Genomic DNA, 15566 nt, shown 5'->3' with positions numbered 1-15566 from the left:
CTCGCGTGATCAAGCGTTCCTGTGACGTAGGCGCGTTAAGCAGCCTAGGCCCCGTCGGTGGGGTTGTCCTTCAACCGTGCGGAGCAACATCCAGCTTGGTGGCCGGAGTGTCTGCTGGTATCCCCCTGGCGGGATTCTGCTGCGTGGGGTTGTCGAGATGCTGCTGCTTCACCCACTCTTTCCAGCGGATCCGCTCGTCGCGTACCAGCCAGCCCTCTTGCGCGGCGAAGCTTTCTGCCAGCCACAGACCACGAGTGCTGGCCGCTTTAAGCTGACCTCGATTGAGTGTCAGCAACTCGGCCGTCGGTCGTCCCTGGTGCAGCGGAATCAGGTACAGGTCCGGGCTCGCGGGGTTGAGGTGAGCAACCAACTGACCGTCTTCCAGGCACTCGTCGACGTGGTACAGGCTGAGTTGCTTGGCTTCCTTTGGTAACTCCAACTGCAAGTCGTAAACCAGCTGCAATGAGGCGGTAGGCAGGTGCACGTAGGCACGCGGGCGTTCGAGCAGCGTCTGCTTGCCGCACTGCACCGGGCGGGCCGCACCGGATAGCGGGCTGAGGCGAAAGTACGGGGCTTGGCGGTAGCGCAGGGCATCTTGGTACGGCGTCGGCAGCCAGGTATCGCCGAAGCGTCCGGCCAGCCAGCCTTCGGGGGTTTCCAGCAGGCACTCCTCGGCGACCTCCTGAACGGCGCTGAGCAGCGGTAGGTTCAGCTCATGAGCGGGCACGTATCCGGAAATCAGTTTGAGCACCACGTCGCCGCGATCCAGGCGGCGTTGACGCACCAGCACCCAGTAGTCGCGACTTTGCCAGTTCAGGGTCAGGCGTACCGACACGCCCAGGTTGGCCAGTTCCACGGCGAAGCGTTGGCTGTCGCTGACCTCGATGGTTTTGCGCCGCTCGAGCATTTCGCTGAAGTTCAGCGGTCGGCCGATGCTTTGGTAGGTGAGGCCGTCCGGGCCTGCTTCGACGAACAGCGCCAGGGTCTTGAAGGTGCTGGGGTCTTTGCGGGTCAGGCTGCTCGGCATCTCGGCTCCTCGTTGTATTGGGGCGGCCGCGACGGCGGCGTTAGCGGGCGATGGGGTCGCGACTGGCTCAGCGCTAATCCGCGTTAAGCTGTGTGGCAAGCCACTGTGAGCGGCGTGCGTTGCGGGCCAGTTATTGCAGTCATGGCATGGTGCTGGGGTGTGCCCAGACACCGCCGACTAGCGCTGCATCAGGCGTTGTCCTGAATCACCGCCGCAGCCGTCGCGACATTCTCGGCCAGGTGGTGCGGATTGATGGTGCCGATGATCGCGCTGCTGACTGCCGGGTGGGCGAAGATCAACTCGAAGCTGGCACGTACCGGGTCTTCGTGCGGTTGCAGGCAGGCATGCCCGCTGGCCAGTGCCTTCTTGATCAGAATGCCTTTGCCGTGCTGCTCAGCGTAGTCCATGACCGGCAGTTCGCTCTGCTCATTGAGGTTGTAGGTGACCATCGCGCAGTCACCTTGCTCCAGGGCCAGCAGGCCGCCTGCCACCGTCTTGCCGGAGAAGCCGAAGCCGCGGATCTTACCCTCGCGCTTGAGCTCGGCGAGGGTTTCATAGACGCCACTGTCGCGCAGGATGGCGACATCATTACCGTCCGAGTGCACCAGTACCAGGTCGATAAAGTCGGTTTCCAAGCGTTGCAGGCTGCGTTCCACCGAGAAACGCGTATGCGCGGCGGAGAAGTCGAAGCGTGACTGCTGGTTGTCGAACTCTTCCCCCACCTTGCTGACGATCACCCACTGCTGGCGTTGGCCGCGCAACAGGGGCCCGAGGCGGGTTTCGCTGCTGCCGTAGGCCGGGGCCGTGTCGATCAGGTTGATGCCCAGCTCGTGTGCCTGGCCGAGCAGCTGGCGAACCGTGGCGTCATCGGGGATGGTGAAACCGCTGGGGTACTTCACCCCCTGGTCGCGACCCAGTTTGACCGTGCCGAGCCCCAGCGGGGATACCAGTAAGTCGGTCGAGCCCAGTGGGCGATGGAGGTTATGCAGGCTGTGCATCAGAGTAGCTCCTCCCAGATCGGACGGGCGACAGTAGGACGTGGCAGCTCCGGTAGTGCGGCATGTTCGGCGGGTTGGATGCCGTCGCGGTCGAGCGCCGCCAGTACCCGGTCGGCAAAGTCCGGAGCCAGGGCCAGTTTAGTCGGCCAGCCGACCAGCAGCTTGCCCTGATCGGCGAGAAAGGCATTGTCTGGGCGGGTCAAGCCGGATTGCGCCGGCTCGGCGCGATCCACCCGCAGGGTCGCCCAGCGTGCGCTGGACAGGTCGACCCAGGGCAGCAGGTCGCCGACTTCCTTCTGCGCGGCCTTGATCTGTGCGGCCGGGTCACGCGCCACGCCATCGGCCTCGGCCAGATCCCCCCCCAGGTACCAGACCCATTGACCATCTTCGGCCGGGTGGCTGGTCACCGTCACGCGCGGCTTCGGGCCGCCGCCCAGGCAGTGCGCGTACAACGGTTTCAGCGTCGGTCCCTTGACCAGTACCATGTGCAGCGGGCGCAGTTGCTGTGCGGGTTGGCTGAGGCCGAGTGCGCCGAGCAGCTCGGCGTTGCCGCTGCCCGCGCTGAGGACGATGCGCTGAGCGCGAATCTCGCGGCCGTCGACGCGCAGCCCCTGCAAGTTACCCTGTTCGCGCAGCGGCTCGATGCGTTCGGCTGCCAGCAGGCTGTCACCTGCCAGCGTGGCCAGCCGTGTGATCAGGCTGGGTACGTCGAGTACCAGCTCGGCCAGACGGTAGACCTTGCCCTTGAATTGCGCGTGTTGCAGCGCCGGTGGTAACTGTTCACCTTTGACCTGGTCGACCCGGCCGCGCACCGCCTTGCTGGCGAAGAAGCTGGTCAGGTTGCCAGCCAGGGTGCCCGGCGACCACAGGTAATGGGCCTCGGACAGCACGCGTACTGTAGACAGGTCCAGCTCGCCGCTGCCGGCCAGCGCCTCGCGCCAGCGTCGCGGCATGTCGGCGATGGCTTCCGAGGCGCCGCTCAGGGCGCCATGCAGGGCGTACTTGGCGCCGCCGTGGATAATCCCTTGGGACTTGAGGCTCTGCCCGCCGCCCAGCGTGGCGCTTTCCACCAGCAGAGTGGAGAAACCCTGGCGGCGCAGGCGCGCATTCAGCCAGAGGCCGGCGATGCCGCCGCCGACGATCAGAACGTCAGTAGTCAGAGCTTGGGACATGCGCGCGCCTCATCGGGAAAACAGAGGCGCAGTATAACCCGCGTGGGTGTGGTGGCTCGCCCGATCAGTGGCCGGTGGAGTGCGAGAACAGCTGGATAACCACCACGCCACTGACAATCAGGCCCATGCCGAGCATCGCCGGTATGTCCAGGCGCTGTTGATAGAGTACGGTCGCGGCGATGCTCACCAAGACGATACCCAATCCGGCCCACACCGCATAAGCAATGCCGACCGGGATGCTCTTCACCACCAGGCTGAGCATCCAGAAGGAGATCGCATAACCCACCACCACCAACAACAGGGGCAGGGGTTTGTTGAGGCCGTCGAGCGCCTTCATCGAGGTGGTGGCGATGACTTCGGCAATGATCGCGATACTGAGGTAGAGGTAGCCGGTCATGATGAGACTCCTATGTGTGCTGCCGGCTATTCTAGTGATTGTGGCGATGGGATAAAGTGATTACCTATCTGTATTGGAGATAGCTTGTGCAGTGGAGCCTGGAGCAGGTCCGGTTGTTCGTCAGCGTTGCCGAACTACAGTCTTTTTCCGCCGCCGCCCGCCAGCTGCATCGCGCGCAGTCGGCCGTCAGCACGGCCATTGCCCTGCTCGAAGCCGACCTGGGCGTGCTGCTGTTCGAGCGCAGCAGTGGTCGTCAGCCGCGTCTGACCGAGGCCGGTACGCTGCTGCTGGAGGAGGCGCGCGAGGTGCTGCGCCAGTGCGAGCGCCTGGAGGGGCGGGCGCTTGGCCTGGTGCGCGGGGAAGAGGCGCGGCTGCGCTTGGCGCAGGACGAGGCGATGCCGTACCAGCCGGTGCTGGACAGCCTCGAGGCGCTGGCCCATGCCTTTCCGCTGCTGGAGGTGCAATTGGCCAGCGGTGCCCAGGGCGAAGTCGCGCGCAAGCTACTTGAGCGCCGCGCCGATCTCGGCCTGCTGTTCCATCATGAGCAGATGCCCGAGGCGCTGGAGCGCCAGCGCCTCGGCACCATCGAAATGGTTACGGTGTGCGGTGCCGGTCATCCTCTGGCGGGGCGGCCCTATGCCGATCGGCGTGAACTGGCGCGGCACCGTCAGCTGCTGATGGCGCCGCAGGACAGCCACTATCCCGGCGGCGAGCAGATCAGCCCATCGGTCTGGCGCACCGATAGTTTCTACGCCATGGCCGAGCTGTTGATGCGTAACCTCGGCTGGGCCTGGTTGCCGCGGCATGTCGTGCAGTACCCGACCTACCAGAGCCAGTTGGTCGAGTTGCGCAGTGACTGGACGCCGCCGCCCTTGGTGGTGGAGTTGGTCTGTCGGCGTGACGAGGCCCTGGGGCCGGCGGCGCTGTGGCTGGCCGACTGTTTTGCCGAGCACCTGCAGGCCATCGGCTGATTGGCGGCGGCCGCTCTGCTAAGCTGCGCGCCTATGAATCGCACCCTTTATAACCTGTTGCTGCACCTCGCCATGCCCCTGATCGCCCTGCGCCTGGCCTATCGCGCCTGGCGCGCGCCGGCCTATGCGCGGCGCATCGGCGAACGCTTTGCGCTCGGCCTGCCGACGCTCAAGCCCGGCGGTATCTGGGTGCATGCGGTCTCGCTGGGCGAAAGCATCGCCGCGGCGCCGTTGATCCGTGAGCTGCTGGCGCGCTACCCGCATTTACCGATCACCCTCACCTGCATGACCCCGACTGGCTCCGAGCGTATTCAGGCGCTATTCGGCGGGGCCGAGTATCAGGGACGGGTGCAGCACTGTTACCTGCCTTATGACCTGCCCTGGGCCGCTGCGCGTTTTCTCCGGCGTGCGCAGCCGCAGCTCGCGGTGATCATGGAAACCGAACTGTGGCCGAATCACATCCATCAGTGCGCCCGTCGCGGCATTCCCGTGGCGCTGGCCAACGCCCGTCTGTCCGAGCGCTCGGCGCGCGGTTATGCGCGTTTCGCCAAACTGACCGCGCCGATGCTCGCGGAGCTGAGCCTGATCGCCGTGCAGACCAGCGCCGAGGCCGAACGCTTTCGTGATCTGGGTGCGCGCGCCGCGTGTGTCGAGGTCACCGGTTCGATCAAGTTCGACCTGAGCATCGACCCCGAGCTGCCGCGCCGTGCGCTTGAGTTGCGCGAGCAGTGGCAGGCCGGCCGACGGCCGGTGTGGATCGCCGCCAGCACCCATGCCGGCGAAGACGAGGCGGTGTTGGCCGCCCACCGCGAGCTGCTCAAACAGTGGCCCGATGCGCTGCTGATCCTGGTGCCGCGCCATCCCGAACGCTTCGGCCCGGTGTTCGAGCTGTGTCGGCGCGAGGGCCTGAGCACGCGTCGGCGTTCCAGTGGCGAAGCGTTGCAAGCCAGCGATCAGGTGCTGCTGGGCGACACCATGGGCGAGCTGCTGTTCCTCTATGCCCTGGCGGATGTGGCCTTTGTCGGCGGCAGCCTGGTGGCCAATGGCGGGCATAACCTGCTGGAGCCCGCGGCGCTGGGCAAGCCGGTGCTCAGCGGCCCGTACCTGTTCAACTTCCTCGAGATCGCCGCGCAGCTGCGTGAGGCGAGCGCCTTGCTCGAGGTGGCGGATGCTGCTGGGTTGGCGCAGCGGGTGGGCGAACTGTGGCGTGAGCCGGCGCGCGCTGCACGGATGCATGCGGCGGGCTTGGCGGTGATGCGGGCCAATCAGGGGGCGCTGGAACGCTTGCTGGGCGGTCTGGGGCGTTTGCTCGGTTAGCTGTAGCTCGGATGCACTCCGGGGCCGATCTCCCGGATTGCATCCGAGCTACGTGAGGCAAGTTCAGTCGGTGCGGCGGGAACCACGCGGAAATTAAAAAAGCCCGGCACAGTGTCCGGGCTTTCTTGTTTCGCCAAGCGGCTCAGTAATCCTGGCCGCTGCGCAGTTGTGCTTCGGCGGCCTTGGCCAGGTCCGGTGGCAGGAAGTCCTGGTCCGGGTTGTAGTCCGGCTTGAGGTAGCTGCCGAGGGCCTCCAGGTCGGCCGGGCTGAGAGTGCCGGCGGCCTGCTTGAGGCGCAGGTTGTTGAGGATGTAGTCGTAGCGCGCGTCGTTGTAAGTGCGCACCGAGTTGTACAGCTGGCGCTGCGAGTCGAGCACGTCGACGATGTTACGCGTGCCGACCTGATAGCCGATCTCGGTGGCCTCCAGGGCGCTCTGGTTGGAGATGATCGACTGCTTGCGCGCCTGCACGGTTTCCACGTCGGTGTTCACCGCGCGGTGCAGGTTGCGGGTGTCCTGCACCACCTGGCGACGCAGGCTTTCGCGCAGCTGTTCGCTCTGGGTCAGGCGCTGGTAGGACTCGCGTACCTGCGAGCTGGTCAGGCCGCCGCTGTACAGCGGGATGTTCAGTTGCAGACCGATTGAGCGTTGCTCGACATCGCCATTGAAGCGCGGCTGGCCGGCAAACCCGGTATTGGAGTTGCTGAAGCCGAGGCTGTCGTTGTCGCCTTTCTGGTAGCTGGCCACCGCGTCCAGGGTCGGCGCATGGCCGGACTTGCGCTGGCGCAGGGTCTCCTCGGCGGCATCCACCGCGTAGTTGCTGGCCTGCAGGTTGAGATTCTGCGCGGCGGCGGTATCGACCCAGGCTTTGGCATCGTTGGGCGTCGGCGCGAGGATCGGCAGGCTGTGCTGGATGCCCTCGAGGGCGCCATGCTCACGGTTGGTCAGGGTCATCAGCGCTTGGAACGCGTCGTCCACCTGGCGCTGGGCAATGATCCGGTTGGCGCGTGCGGTGTCGAAGCCGGCCTGGGCTTCGAGCACGTCGGTCTTGTCCGACAGGCCGACGTCGAAGCGTTCGTTGGCCTGGTCGAGCTGGCGCTTGAACGCCGCTTCTTCGGCCTTGGTCGACGCCAGGGTGTCTTGGGCGCGCAGCACCGCAAAGTAGGTTTCCGCGCTCTGCAGAATCAGGTTTTGTTCAGTGGCGGAGAGCTCCAGCGCGGCTTGCTCGCTGGTGGCTTCGGCAGCCTGCAGCTGGAACCAGCGGTCGGCGCGGAACAGCGGCTGGCTCAGGTTGGCCTGATACACGGTGCCGCTGCGCGAAGTCGATTGTGAGCCGAGCGAGGTGTCGACATCGGTATGGCTGTCGCTCAGGTTGGCGCCGGCCGAGAGGTTCGGCAGCAGGCCTGCGCGGGCCTGCGGTACCACTTCACGGCGGGCCTGGTAGTCGGCGCGCGCGGCCGCCAGGTCGGCATTGTTATCGGCGGCTTCCTGATAAACGGTGACGAGGTCCGTTTTAGTGGACAGCGGGGCTTGTTCTGCCCAGGCCAGTCCGGCTGAAGCGGAGGCCACGGCAAGAGCCAGAGAGAGTCTGCGCAACATTAGGGCAATCCTAGATTTGGCGGTAATCGGCAAGGCTAAGGGGCACTGCCTGGGGGGTCAAGGCGCGCGGATAGCGCCGTGAGTGTAGTTTGCAACAAGCTATGTTGCCTGCGCGCAACAATCTTTGCGTTGTTGGTGCTGGCGTCACTATCCGACGCATGGGTCATGCTTTTTTGACTCAGCGGTTGGTTTTATTGCGATGTCTTGATTAGACTGCCTGGGTTCTTGTCGGGGTGCCCGTAGTTTGGGCTGAGATTGGCAGTTGCCGGATCCCGTTGAACCTGATCAGGTTAAGGCCTGCGTAGGGAACAAGATGTCCTCGCTTTCCCCACGGCGAGTCTTCTCGGCACCAGCTCTGGTGTACCCGCGCCCGCAAACGGCTCTGTTCACGTTCACTCCGACATTTCATCCCAGGAGAGAACCAGCCGATGAGCACACAAGAAAAAAACAATCTGAGCCCGATTTTGAGTGAATCAGCCCAGGTCGACCAGCAATCCGTGCAGCCCTTTACTCGTTCGCAGAAGGTCTATGTGCAGGGTTCGCGCCCGGACATTCGCGTGCCGATGCGCGAGATCAGCCTGGACGTCACCCCCACCGACTTCGGTGGCGAGATCAACGCCCCCGTGGTGGTCTACGACACCTCCGGTCCCTACACCGACCCGAACGTGACCATCGACGTGCGCAAGGGCTTGGCCGACGTGCGCTCGGCCTGGATCGCCGACCGCGACGACACCGAGCTGCTCGACGGCCTGAGCTCCAGCTTCGGCCTGGAGCGCCTGAGCAATCCCGAGCTGACCGCCATGCGCTTCGCCCACGTGCGCAATCCGCGCCGCGCCAAAGCCGGCAAGAACGTCAGCCAGATGCACTACGCGCGCCAGGGCATCATCACCCCGGAGATGGAATACGTCGCCATCCGCGAGAACATGAAGCTGCAGGAAGCTCGCGCCGCTGGCCTGCTCGATCAGCAGCACGCCGGCCACAGCTTCGGTGCGAGCATCCCCAAGGAAATCACCGCCGAGTTCGTCCGCGAGGAAATCGCCCGCGGTAGAGCGATTATTCCGGCGAATATCAACCACGTGGAGTTGGAGCCGATGATCATCGGCCGCAACTTCCTGGTGAAGATCAACGGCAACATCGGCAACTCGGCGCTGGGTTCTTCCATCGAAGAAGAAGTGGCCAAGCTGACTTGGGGCATCCGCTGGGGTTCCGATACCGTGATGGACCTGTCCACCGGCAAGCACATCCACGAGACCCGCGAGTGGATCATCCGCAACTCGCCGGTACCGATCGGCACGGTGCCGATCTACCAGGCCCTGGAAAAGGTCAACGGCGCCGCCGAAGACCTGACCTGGGAGCTGTTCCGCGACACCCTGATCGAGCAGGCCGAGCAGGGCGTGGACTACTTCACCATCCACGCCGGCGTGTTGCTGCGTTACGTGCCGATGACCGCCAAGCGCGTCACCGGCATCGTCAGCCGTGGCGGTTCGATCATGGCCAAGTGGTGCCTGGCGCATCACCAGGAGAACTTCCTCTACACCCACTTCGAGGAAATCTGCCAGATCATGAAGGCCTACGACGTCAGCTTCTCGCTGGGCGACGGCCTGCGTCCCGGCTCGATTGCCGACGCCAACGACGAAGCGCAGTTCGGCGAACTGGAAACCCTCGGCGAGCTGACCAAGATCGCCTGGAAACACGACGTCCAGGTGATGATCGAAGGCCCCGGCCACGTGCCGATGCAGCTGATCAAGGAGAACATGGACAAGCAGCTGGAATGCTGCGACGAGGCGCCGTTCTACACCCTCGGCCCGCTGACCACCGACATCGCCCCGGGCTACGACCACATCACCTCGGGCATAGGCGCGGCGATGATCGGTTGGTTCGGTTGCGCCATGCTCTGCTACGTTACTCCCAAGGAGCATCTGGGCCTGCCGAACAAGGATGACGTGAAAACCGGGATCATCACCTACAAGATCGCCGCCCATGCGGCAGACCTTGCCAAAGGTCATCCGGGCGCGCAAATTCGTGATAACGCACTGAGCAAGGCACGCTTCGAGTTCCGCTGGGAAGACCAGTTCAACCTCGGCCTCGATCCGGATACCGCGCGGGCCTACCACGACGAGACGCTGCCGAAGGACTCGGCCAAGGTGGCGCATTTCTGCTCCATGTGCGGGCCGAAGTTCTGCTCCATGAAGATCACCCAGGAAGTGCGGGTCTATGCTGAAGAGCAACGCATCGCCGCGCTGGAGCTGGATCAGGAAGTGGAGCAGGGCATGCAGGCCAAGGCCGAAGAGTTCAAGGCGCAGGGCGCGCAGCTCTATCACAAGGTGTGATGGAGCCTCGAAGCAGACGGTTGCACGTTGACGTACAACCGAATGCAGCGTGACCAGGACGGGCCTTCGGGCCCGTTCGTGTTAACAGGGGGTAGTTATGCAACAGGATGACGTTGAGATAATCGAACGGGAAACCTGCTTTAGCGGCTTTTATCGGCTCGATCGCCTGCAGCTGCGCCATCGCCAGTTCGCCGGGGGGATGGGCCCGCAGCTCAGTCGCGAGCTGTTCGTGCGCCACGATGCGGTGTGCGTGCTGCCTTACGATCCGCAGCATGATGTGGTGGTGTTGATCGAGCAGTTCCGGATTGGCGCCTTGGAGAAGAGTGCCAATCCGTGGTTGCTGGAGTTGGTCGCCGGGCTGATCGACAAGGACGAACAACCGGAGGAAGTAGCGCGCCGCGAAGCGCTCGAAGAGGCGGGGCTGACCCTGACCTCGTTGTGGCCTATTACCCAGTACTATCCTTCGCCTGGCGGTTCGGATGAGCGCGTACATCTGTTCGTCGGTCGTTGCGACAGCCAGGGTGCGGGCGGTGTACATGGCCTGGAGGAAGAGGGCGAGGACATTCGGGTGCATGTCTGGCCACTGGAGGGTGCGCTGGAAGCGGTGAAGGACGGGCGTATCGACAACGCGGCGAGCATCATCGCCTTGCAATGGCTGGCCCTGAATCGCGCCGAAGTCCGGGGGTTATGGTCGTGAACCTGTTACGCGAACGCTACCGGGTCGATCTGATCGAACTGCAAGCGGTTTGTGAGGCCAACTATGCGCGGTTGATGCGTTTGTTGCCGGCTATGCGTGAAGAGCCCAGCGCACGGCGGGTGGCGCTGAGCCAGGGCGAGCATCTGCTCGGGGTGCTGGCGCTGGAGGTGCTGGAAACCTGCCCCTATACCTCGACCCTGCAGGTACGCCAGGAGCACAGCCTGCCGTGGTTGCCGGTGCCGCAGCTGGAAGTGCGGGTGTACCACGATGCGCGCATGGCCGAGGTGATCAGTGCGCAAAGTGCCCGACGCTTTCGCAGTATCTATCCCTACCCCAATGCGGCGATGCACCAGCCGGATGAAAAGGCCCAGCTCAACCTGTTCCTCGGCGAGTGGTTGAGCCACTGTCTGGCCTGCGGCCATGAGTTGGCGCCGGTGCTGTAGGCGGCCGCCGAAAACGACAGTTTCCTAAGCCGTAATTCAATCAGTTTCTGTACGTCGCTTGCGATCAACGTGACTGTGCCTGACCCCGCGCACGGGTGCAGCTGATTTTCTGTGACCTATGCCCACTTCGCGGGTTTACCCCAGGCTGGGCTAACCGCCATAATTCAGGCATTCCGCTCAAGGAGACGGCCTTGCCGAGCACGCCCACTTCCGCTGAAGATTCCTCGGTACTGCTGGTGCAGTTGTCCGATAGCCATTTATTCGCCGAAGCGAACGATAAGCTGTTGGGCATGGATACTCAGGACAGCTTGCAGCGGGTGATCGACCAGGTGTTGCAGGAGCAGCCGCAGATTGACCTGATGCTGGCCAGCGGCGACCTGTCGCAAGATGGCAGCCTGGCCTCCTACGCGCGTTTTCGTCAGATGACCGCGGCCATCCCGGCGCCGGCACGATGGTTTCCAGGTAACCATGACGAAGTCCCGGCCATGCAGGCTGCCTGTGTCGGCAGTGATCTGCTGGAGTCGGTGGTTGACTTGGGCAATTGGCGCATCATTCTCCTCGACTCCTCCATTCCCGGCGCGGTGCCGGGCTACCTCGGCGAGCAACAACTGGCCTTGCTGGAACGCGCGCTCGGTGAAGCCCCCGAGCGTCACCATCTGATCTGTCTGCATCACCACCCGGTACCCATTGGTTGCCGCTGGTTGGACACAATCGGAGTGCGCAATCCGGGCGCATTGTTCGCGGTGGTGGAACGTTTTGCTCAGGTGCGCGGGTTGCTCTGGGGGCATATTCACCAGGAGTTCGACCAGCAGCGCAAGGGGGTGCGGCTGCTCGCGTCGCCTTCCACCTGCGTGCAGTTCAAACCAGGCAGTGAGGAGTTTCAGGTCGACAGCACTGCACCTGGCTACCGCTGGCTGCGCCTGCATGCCGATGGGCGCCTGGAGACGGGCGTGTCGCGCGTTACCGGTATTCCGTTTGAGGTGGATTACAGCGTCAAGGGCTATTGAAAGGTCGCTGAGGCTGGAGGCTATCAGGCGAAAGCTGCTACCTTCGGCTTCCCGTCGCCGCATGTCAGTCCGGTCAATCATGTCCCTAGCCAGTCCCAGTATTCTCTATATCCACGGCCTCAACAGCTCGCCGGCGTCGCTGAAAGCCAGCCAGTTGCTGCGCGCCATGACGCGTCTGGGGTTGACCGCGAACCTGCGCGTGCCGGCCTTGCATCACCATCCGCGTCAGGCCATTGCCCAGCTCGAAGCGTTGATCGACGAACTCGGCCGGCCCGTGCTGGTCGGCAGCTCCCTGGGCGGCTACTATGCGACCCACTTGGCCGAGCGGCATGCTCTGCGGGCGCTGTTGATCAATCCAGCGGTACGCCCGCATCAGTTGTTCGAGGGCCACCTGGGGCCGCAGCAGAATTTCTACAGCGATGAAACCTGGGAGCTGAGCGCCGATCACGTGACGGCCCTGGCTGAGCTGGAAGTGCCGCCGCCGCAAGATCCCGCGCGTTACCAGGTGTGGTTGCAGACCGCCGACGAGACCCTCGATTATCGCCATGCCCAGGCCTATTACCGCGCCTGCGCGCTGCGTATTCAGGCCGGGGGCGATCACGGTTTTCAGGGCTTCGCCGAGCGGCTGCCGATGCTCTTTGCTTTTGCCGGTATCGACGGCCAACTTTGGCGCGATATCGACTTCTCCGACCTTTAATGACGACCAGAGACCCCATGGCCCAGCAGAACACCTACAACGCAGACGCCATCGAAGTCCTTTCCGGCCTGGACCCGGTGCGCAAGCGTCCGGGCATGTACACCGATACCAGCCGGCCCAATCATCTGGCCCAGGAAGTGATCGACAACAGCGTCGACGAGGCCCTGGCCGGCCACGCCAAGTCGATTCAGGTGATCCTGCACGAGGACAATTCCCTGGAGGTGATCGACGACGGCCGTGGCATGCCGGTGGACATTCACCCCGAGGAGGGTGTGCCGGGGGTCGAGCTGATCTTCACCAAGTTGCATGCCGGCGGTAAGTTCTCCAACAAGAACTACCAGTTTTCCGGCGGCTTGCACGGCGTCGGCATCTCCGTGGTCAACGCCCTGTCGACCCATGTCTCGGTGCGGGTCAAGCGCGACGGCAACGAATACCAGATGACCTTCGCCGACGGCTTCAAGGCCAGCGACCTGGCCGTGATCGGCACGGTCGGCAAGCGCAATACCGGCACCAGCGTGCACTTCTCGGCGGACAGCAAGTATTTCGACTCGCCGAAGTTCTCGATCAGCCGTCTGAAACACGTGCTCAAGGCCAAGGCGGTGCTCTGTCCGGGGCTGAGCGTCAGTTTTGAAGACAAGGCCAGTGGCGAGCACATCGAGTGGCTCTATGAAGATGGTTTGCGCTCCTATCTGGAAGATGCGGTCAGCGCCTACCCGCGGCTGCCCGAGGCGCCGTTCTGCGGTAGCCTGGCGGGTAACAAGGAAGCGGTGGACTGGGCCCTGCTGTGGTTGCCGGAAGGCGGCGAAAGCGTACAGGAAAGCTACGTCAACCTGATCCCCACGGCCCAGGGCGGCACCCACGTGAATGGCCTGCGCCAGGGCCTGCTGGACGCCATGCGTGAGTTCTGCGAGTTTCGCAGCCTGTTGCCGCGCGGGGTCAAGCTGGCGCCGGAAGACGTTTGGGAGCGGATCGCCTTCGTCCTGTCGACCAAGATGCAGGACGCGCAGTTCTCCGGGCAGACCAAGGAACGCCTGTCCTCCCGTGAGGCCGCGACCTTCGTTTCCGGGGTGGTGAAAGACGCGTTCAGCCTGTGGCTCAATGCCCATCCCGAACTCGGCCAGCAGCTCGCCGAACTGGCGATCAGCAACGCTAATCGCCGTCTCAAGGCGAGCAAGAAGGTCGAGCGCAAACGCATCACCCAGGGACCGGCGTTGCCCGGCAAATTGGCCGATTGCGCCGGCCAGGACCCGATGCGTTCCGAATTGTTTCTGGTCGAGGGTGATTCCGCCGGTGGTTCGGCCAAGCAGGCGCGTGACAAAGAATTCCAGGCCATCATGCCGCTGCGCGGCAAGATCCTGAATACCTGGGAGGTCGATGGCGGAGAAGTTCTGGCCTCGCAGGAGGTCCACGACATCGCCGTGGCGGTTGGCATCGATCCGGGCTCGAGCGATCTGTCGCAGTTGCGCTACGGCAAGATCTGCATCCTCGCCGACGCCGACTCCGATGGGCTGCATATCGCCACCCTGTTGTGCGCCTTGTTCGTTCGGCATTTCCGCCCCCTGGTGGATGCCGGCCATATCTACGTGGCCATGCCGCCGCTGTACCGCATCGATCTGGGCAAGGAAATCTTCTATGCCCTGGATGATGCCGAGCGCGACGGCATCCTCGACCGTCTGGTCGCCGAGAAGCGCCGCGGCAAGCCTCAGGTCACCCGCTTCAAGGGCCTCGGCGAGATGAATCCGCCGCAGTTGCGCGAAACCACCATGGACCCGAATACCCGCCGGTTGGTCCAGCTGACCCTGGAGGACTACCCGGGCACTCAGGAAATCATGGACATGCTGCTGGCAAAGAAGCGCGCCGGCGACCGCAAGTCCTGGCTGGAGTCGAAGGGTAATCTGGCCGAGGTGCTGCTCTGATGCGGCGTCTGTGCGTCGCGTTGCTGCTGATCGTCGCTCCGCTGCTGGCCGCCGCTCAGCCATTAGATGAGCTGGAGCTGCTCAGCGAGCATCCGATCGAGGGCATTGCCGGGGGCAATCTGTCGGGCTTGACCTGGTGCGGCGAGGCATTGTGGGCCGTGTCGGATCGCGACGACGACCGCTTGTATCGTCTGGACACCAGTCAGGCGGTGTGGCACGCCGAGGCCGAGCCGTTCGTCGCTCCCGCGCCACCGGTGATGCCGCTGCCCTGGGGCTTGCGCATGAGCACCTGGGTGGCGGGGCGGGTGCGCGGCGGTGACCTGGATCTAGAGGGGCTGAGCTGTGATGCCCAGGGCAACCGCTATCTGGTCAGCGAGGCGCATGCCGCCGTGTTGCAGGTACCACCAACGGCGGCGCCGCAGTGGTTGAACTTGCCCGGTGGCTTGGTCCGTCAGGCTCGCGCCAGTGGCATGCTGCTGCATGTCAACGCGTTGTTCGAGGGGGTCGCGGTCGATCCGGCCGGAGAGCGCCTGTGGCTAGCTGCCGAGCGGGAGAATCGCGGTCTGTTGGTGTTGCATAAACAGTCTTCAAGCTGGCGCTGCGCCGGCGGCTGCGTGTTGCTGAGCGAAGGCGGGCGCGAGTCGGCGCCGGCGCCACTGGGCGGCGAGCCGCAGGCGCGGGACTTTTCCGACCTGACGTTTTACCAGAACAAGCTGTTCACCCTGGAGCGACTGGCGCACCGCATCTGTCGTCGTCAGCCGGGCAGTGGCGAGGTCGAGCGCTGTTGGTCGTTCGCCGCCGAGGCGTTGACCGAGGCGCGACGTTACGACAGCCCGTTCGGCGTTGCCGAAGCCCTGGTGATCGACAAGGACGGTGCCTGGATCGGTCTCGACAATGGCCGGCGCGCGCGCGGCGATGGCGAGCAACGACCGCTGGTCTGGCGTTTCGCCGCGCCCACGGGTGGCTGGGGTGAAAACCGGTGAGTCCGCAAACACCG

14 protein-coding genes and 1 riboswitch are annotated in these 15566 nt (G+C 64.2%); of the genes, 9 read left to right on the top strand and 5 right to left on the bottom strand.

The window, feature by feature from the left end; genetic code table 11:
• Positions 1-70: 70 nt before the first annotated feature.
• The 4 genes from FBY03_RS02765 to FBY03_RS02750 form a co-directional block, all read right to left on the bottom strand.
• On the bottom strand, positions 71-1027 hold the full coding sequence (locus FBY03_RS02765) for a metal ABC transporter ATPase (protein WP_256677840.1): 957 nt from the start codon (positions 1025-1027) through the stop codon (positions 71-73).
• Positions 1028-1215: 188 nt separating this feature from the next.
• On the bottom strand, positions 1216-2025 hold the full coding sequence (locus FBY03_RS02760; protein WP_147170670.1) for an aldo/keto reductase: 810 nt from the start codon (positions 2023-2025) through the stop codon (positions 1216-1218).
• Positions 2025-3197 (bottom strand): FAD-binding oxidoreductase, encoded by a 1173-nt coding sequence (locus FBY03_RS02755; protein WP_147170669.1) that lies wholly within the window; start codon positions 3195-3197, stop codon positions 2025-2027. The genes FBY03_RS02760 and FBY03_RS02755 overlap by 1 nt, the downstream gene beginning before the upstream one ends.
• A gap of 64 nt (positions 3198-3261) precedes the next feature.
• The gene (locus FBY03_RS02750; RefSeq protein WP_147170668.1) at positions 3262-3594 is read right to left on the bottom strand and encodes a multidrug efflux SMR transporter; all 333 of its coding nucleotides are present in this window, start codon (positions 3592-3594) and stop codon (positions 3262-3264) included.
• 86 nt (positions 3595-3680) lie between these two features.
• Here FBY03_RS02750 and FBY03_RS02745 point away from each other — a divergent pair, with 86 nt between their 5' ends.
• On the top strand, positions 3681-4565 hold the full coding sequence (locus FBY03_RS02745) for a LysR family transcriptional regulator (RefSeq protein ID WP_147170667.1): 885 nt from the start codon (positions 3681-3683) through the stop codon (positions 4563-4565).
• Between the two features lie 33 nt (positions 4566-4598).
• Positions 4599-5882, top strand: coding sequence for a lipid IV(A) 3-deoxy-D-manno-octulosonic acid transferase (gene waaA, locus FBY03_RS02740; protein ID WP_147170666.1), 1284 nt, complete (start codon positions 4599-4601; stop codon positions 5880-5882).
• A gap of 142 nt (positions 5883-6024) precedes the next feature.
• Here the strand turns inward: waaA and FBY03_RS02735 are convergent, their stop codons facing one another.
• Positions 6025-7479 (bottom strand): TolC family outer membrane protein, encoded by a 1455-nt coding sequence (locus tag FBY03_RS02735; RefSeq protein WP_147170665.1) that lies wholly within the window; start codon positions 7477-7479, stop codon positions 6025-6027.
• 219 nt (positions 7480-7698) lie between these two features.
• Positions 7699-7804, top strand: a riboswitch (TPP riboswitch).
• Between the two features lie 103 nt (positions 7805-7907).
• Here FBY03_RS02735 and thiC point away from each other — a divergent pair.
• The 7 genes from thiC to FBY03_RS02700 all read left to right on the top strand — a co-directional run bounded on the left by thiC (position 7908) and on the right by FBY03_RS02700 (position 15552).
• Positions 7908-9809 carry a phosphomethylpyrimidine synthase ThiC gene (thiC, locus tag FBY03_RS02730; protein WP_147170664.1) on the top strand — a complete coding sequence of 634 codons (1902 nt, stop codon included), beginning with the start codon at positions 7908-7910 and terminating at the stop codon, positions 9807-9809.
• Positions 9810-9906: 97 nt separating this feature from the next.
• Positions 9907-10506 (top strand): NUDIX domain-containing protein, encoded by a 600-nt coding sequence (locus FBY03_RS02725; RefSeq protein ID WP_147170663.1) that lies wholly within the window; start codon positions 9907-9909, stop codon positions 10504-10506.
• Positions 10497-10949, top strand: coding sequence for a DUF1249 domain-containing protein (locus tag FBY03_RS02720; RefSeq protein WP_147170662.1), 453 nt, complete (start codon positions 10497-10499; stop codon positions 10947-10949). The genes FBY03_RS02725 and FBY03_RS02720 overlap by 10 nt, the downstream gene beginning before the upstream one ends.
• A 191-nt stretch (positions 10950-11140) precedes the next feature.
• Positions 11141-11956 (top strand): 3',5'-cyclic-AMP phosphodiesterase, encoded by an 816-nt coding sequence (gene cpdA / locus FBY03_RS02715; RefSeq protein WP_147170661.1) that lies wholly within the window; start codon positions 11141-11143, stop codon positions 11954-11956.
• A 79-nt stretch (positions 11957-12035) separates the two neighbouring features.
• A complete protein-coding gene (locus FBY03_RS02710; RefSeq protein ID WP_147170660.1) occupies positions 12036-12653 on the top strand; it encodes a YqiA/YcfP family alpha/beta fold hydrolase in 618 nt (205 codons plus the stop codon).
• Between the two features lie 17 nt (positions 12654-12670).
• Positions 12671-14569, top strand: a complete 1899-nt coding sequence (gene parE / locus FBY03_RS02705; RefSeq protein ID WP_147170659.1) for a DNA topoisomerase IV subunit B — start codon at positions 12671-12673, stop codon at positions 14567-14569.
• On the top strand, positions 14569-15552 hold the full coding sequence (locus FBY03_RS02700) for an esterase-like activity of phytase family protein (protein WP_147170658.1): 984 nt from the start codon (positions 14569-14571) through the stop codon (positions 15550-15552). Before parE ends, FBY03_RS02700 begins: the two co-directional genes overlap by 1 nt.
• The last annotated feature ends 14 nt before the right edge of the window (positions 15553-15566 follow it).

This window comes from Pseudomonas sp. SJZ079, from assembly GCF_007993865.1.
In the GTDB taxonomy this organism is placed as follows: Bacteria; Pseudomonadota; Gammaproteobacteria; order Pseudomonadales; family Pseudomonadaceae; genus Aquipseudomonas.
The sequence above is the reverse complement of the archived record's forward strand: the minus strand, read 5'-3'. Positions and strand labels throughout refer to the sequence as shown.

Coding starts and splice junctions, on each gene's coding strand:
- FBY03_RS02765 (WP_256677840.1), bottom strand. CDS start 1,027: ATGCCGAGCAGCCTGACCCGCAAAGACCCCAGCACCTTCAAGACCCTG.
- FBY03_RS02760 (WP_147170670.1), bottom strand. CDS start 2,025: ATGCACAGCCTGCATAACCTCCATCGCCCACTGGGCTCGACCGACTTA.
- FBY03_RS02755 (WP_147170669.1), bottom strand. CDS start 3,197: ATGTCCCAAGCTCTGACTACTGACGTTCTGATCGTCGGCGGCGGCATC.
- FBY03_RS02750 (WP_147170668.1), bottom strand. CDS start 3,594: ATGACCGGCTACCTCTACCTCAGTATCGCGATCATTGCCGAAGTCATC.
- waaA (WP_147170666.1), top strand. CDS start 4,599: ATGAATCGCACCCTTTATAACCTGTTGCTGCACCTCGCCATGCCCCTG.
- FBY03_RS02735 (WP_147170665.1), bottom strand. CDS start 7,479: ATGTTGCGCAGACTCTCTCTGGCTCTTGCCGTGGCCTCCGCTTCAGCC.
- thiC (WP_147170664.1), top strand. CDS start 7,908: ATGAGCACACAAGAAAAAAACAATCTGAGCCCGATTTTGAGTGAATCA.
- FBY03_RS02725 (WP_147170663.1), top strand. CDS start 9,907: ATGCAACAGGATGACGTTGAGATAATCGAACGGGAAACCTGCTTTAGC.
- FBY03_RS02720 (WP_147170662.1), top strand. CDS start 10,497: ATGGTCGTGAACCTGTTACGCGAACGCTACCGGGTCGATCTGATCGAA.
- FBY03_RS02710 (WP_147170660.1), top strand. CDS start 12,036: ATGTCCCTAGCCAGTCCCAGTATTCTCTATATCCACGGCCTCAACAGC.
- parE (WP_147170659.1), top strand. CDS start 12,671: ATGGCCCAGCAGAACACCTACAACGCAGACGCCATCGAAGTCCTTTCC.
- FBY03_RS02700 (WP_147170658.1), top strand. CDS start 14,569: ATGCGGCGTCTGTGCGTCGCGTTGCTGCTGATCGTCGCTCCGCTGCTG.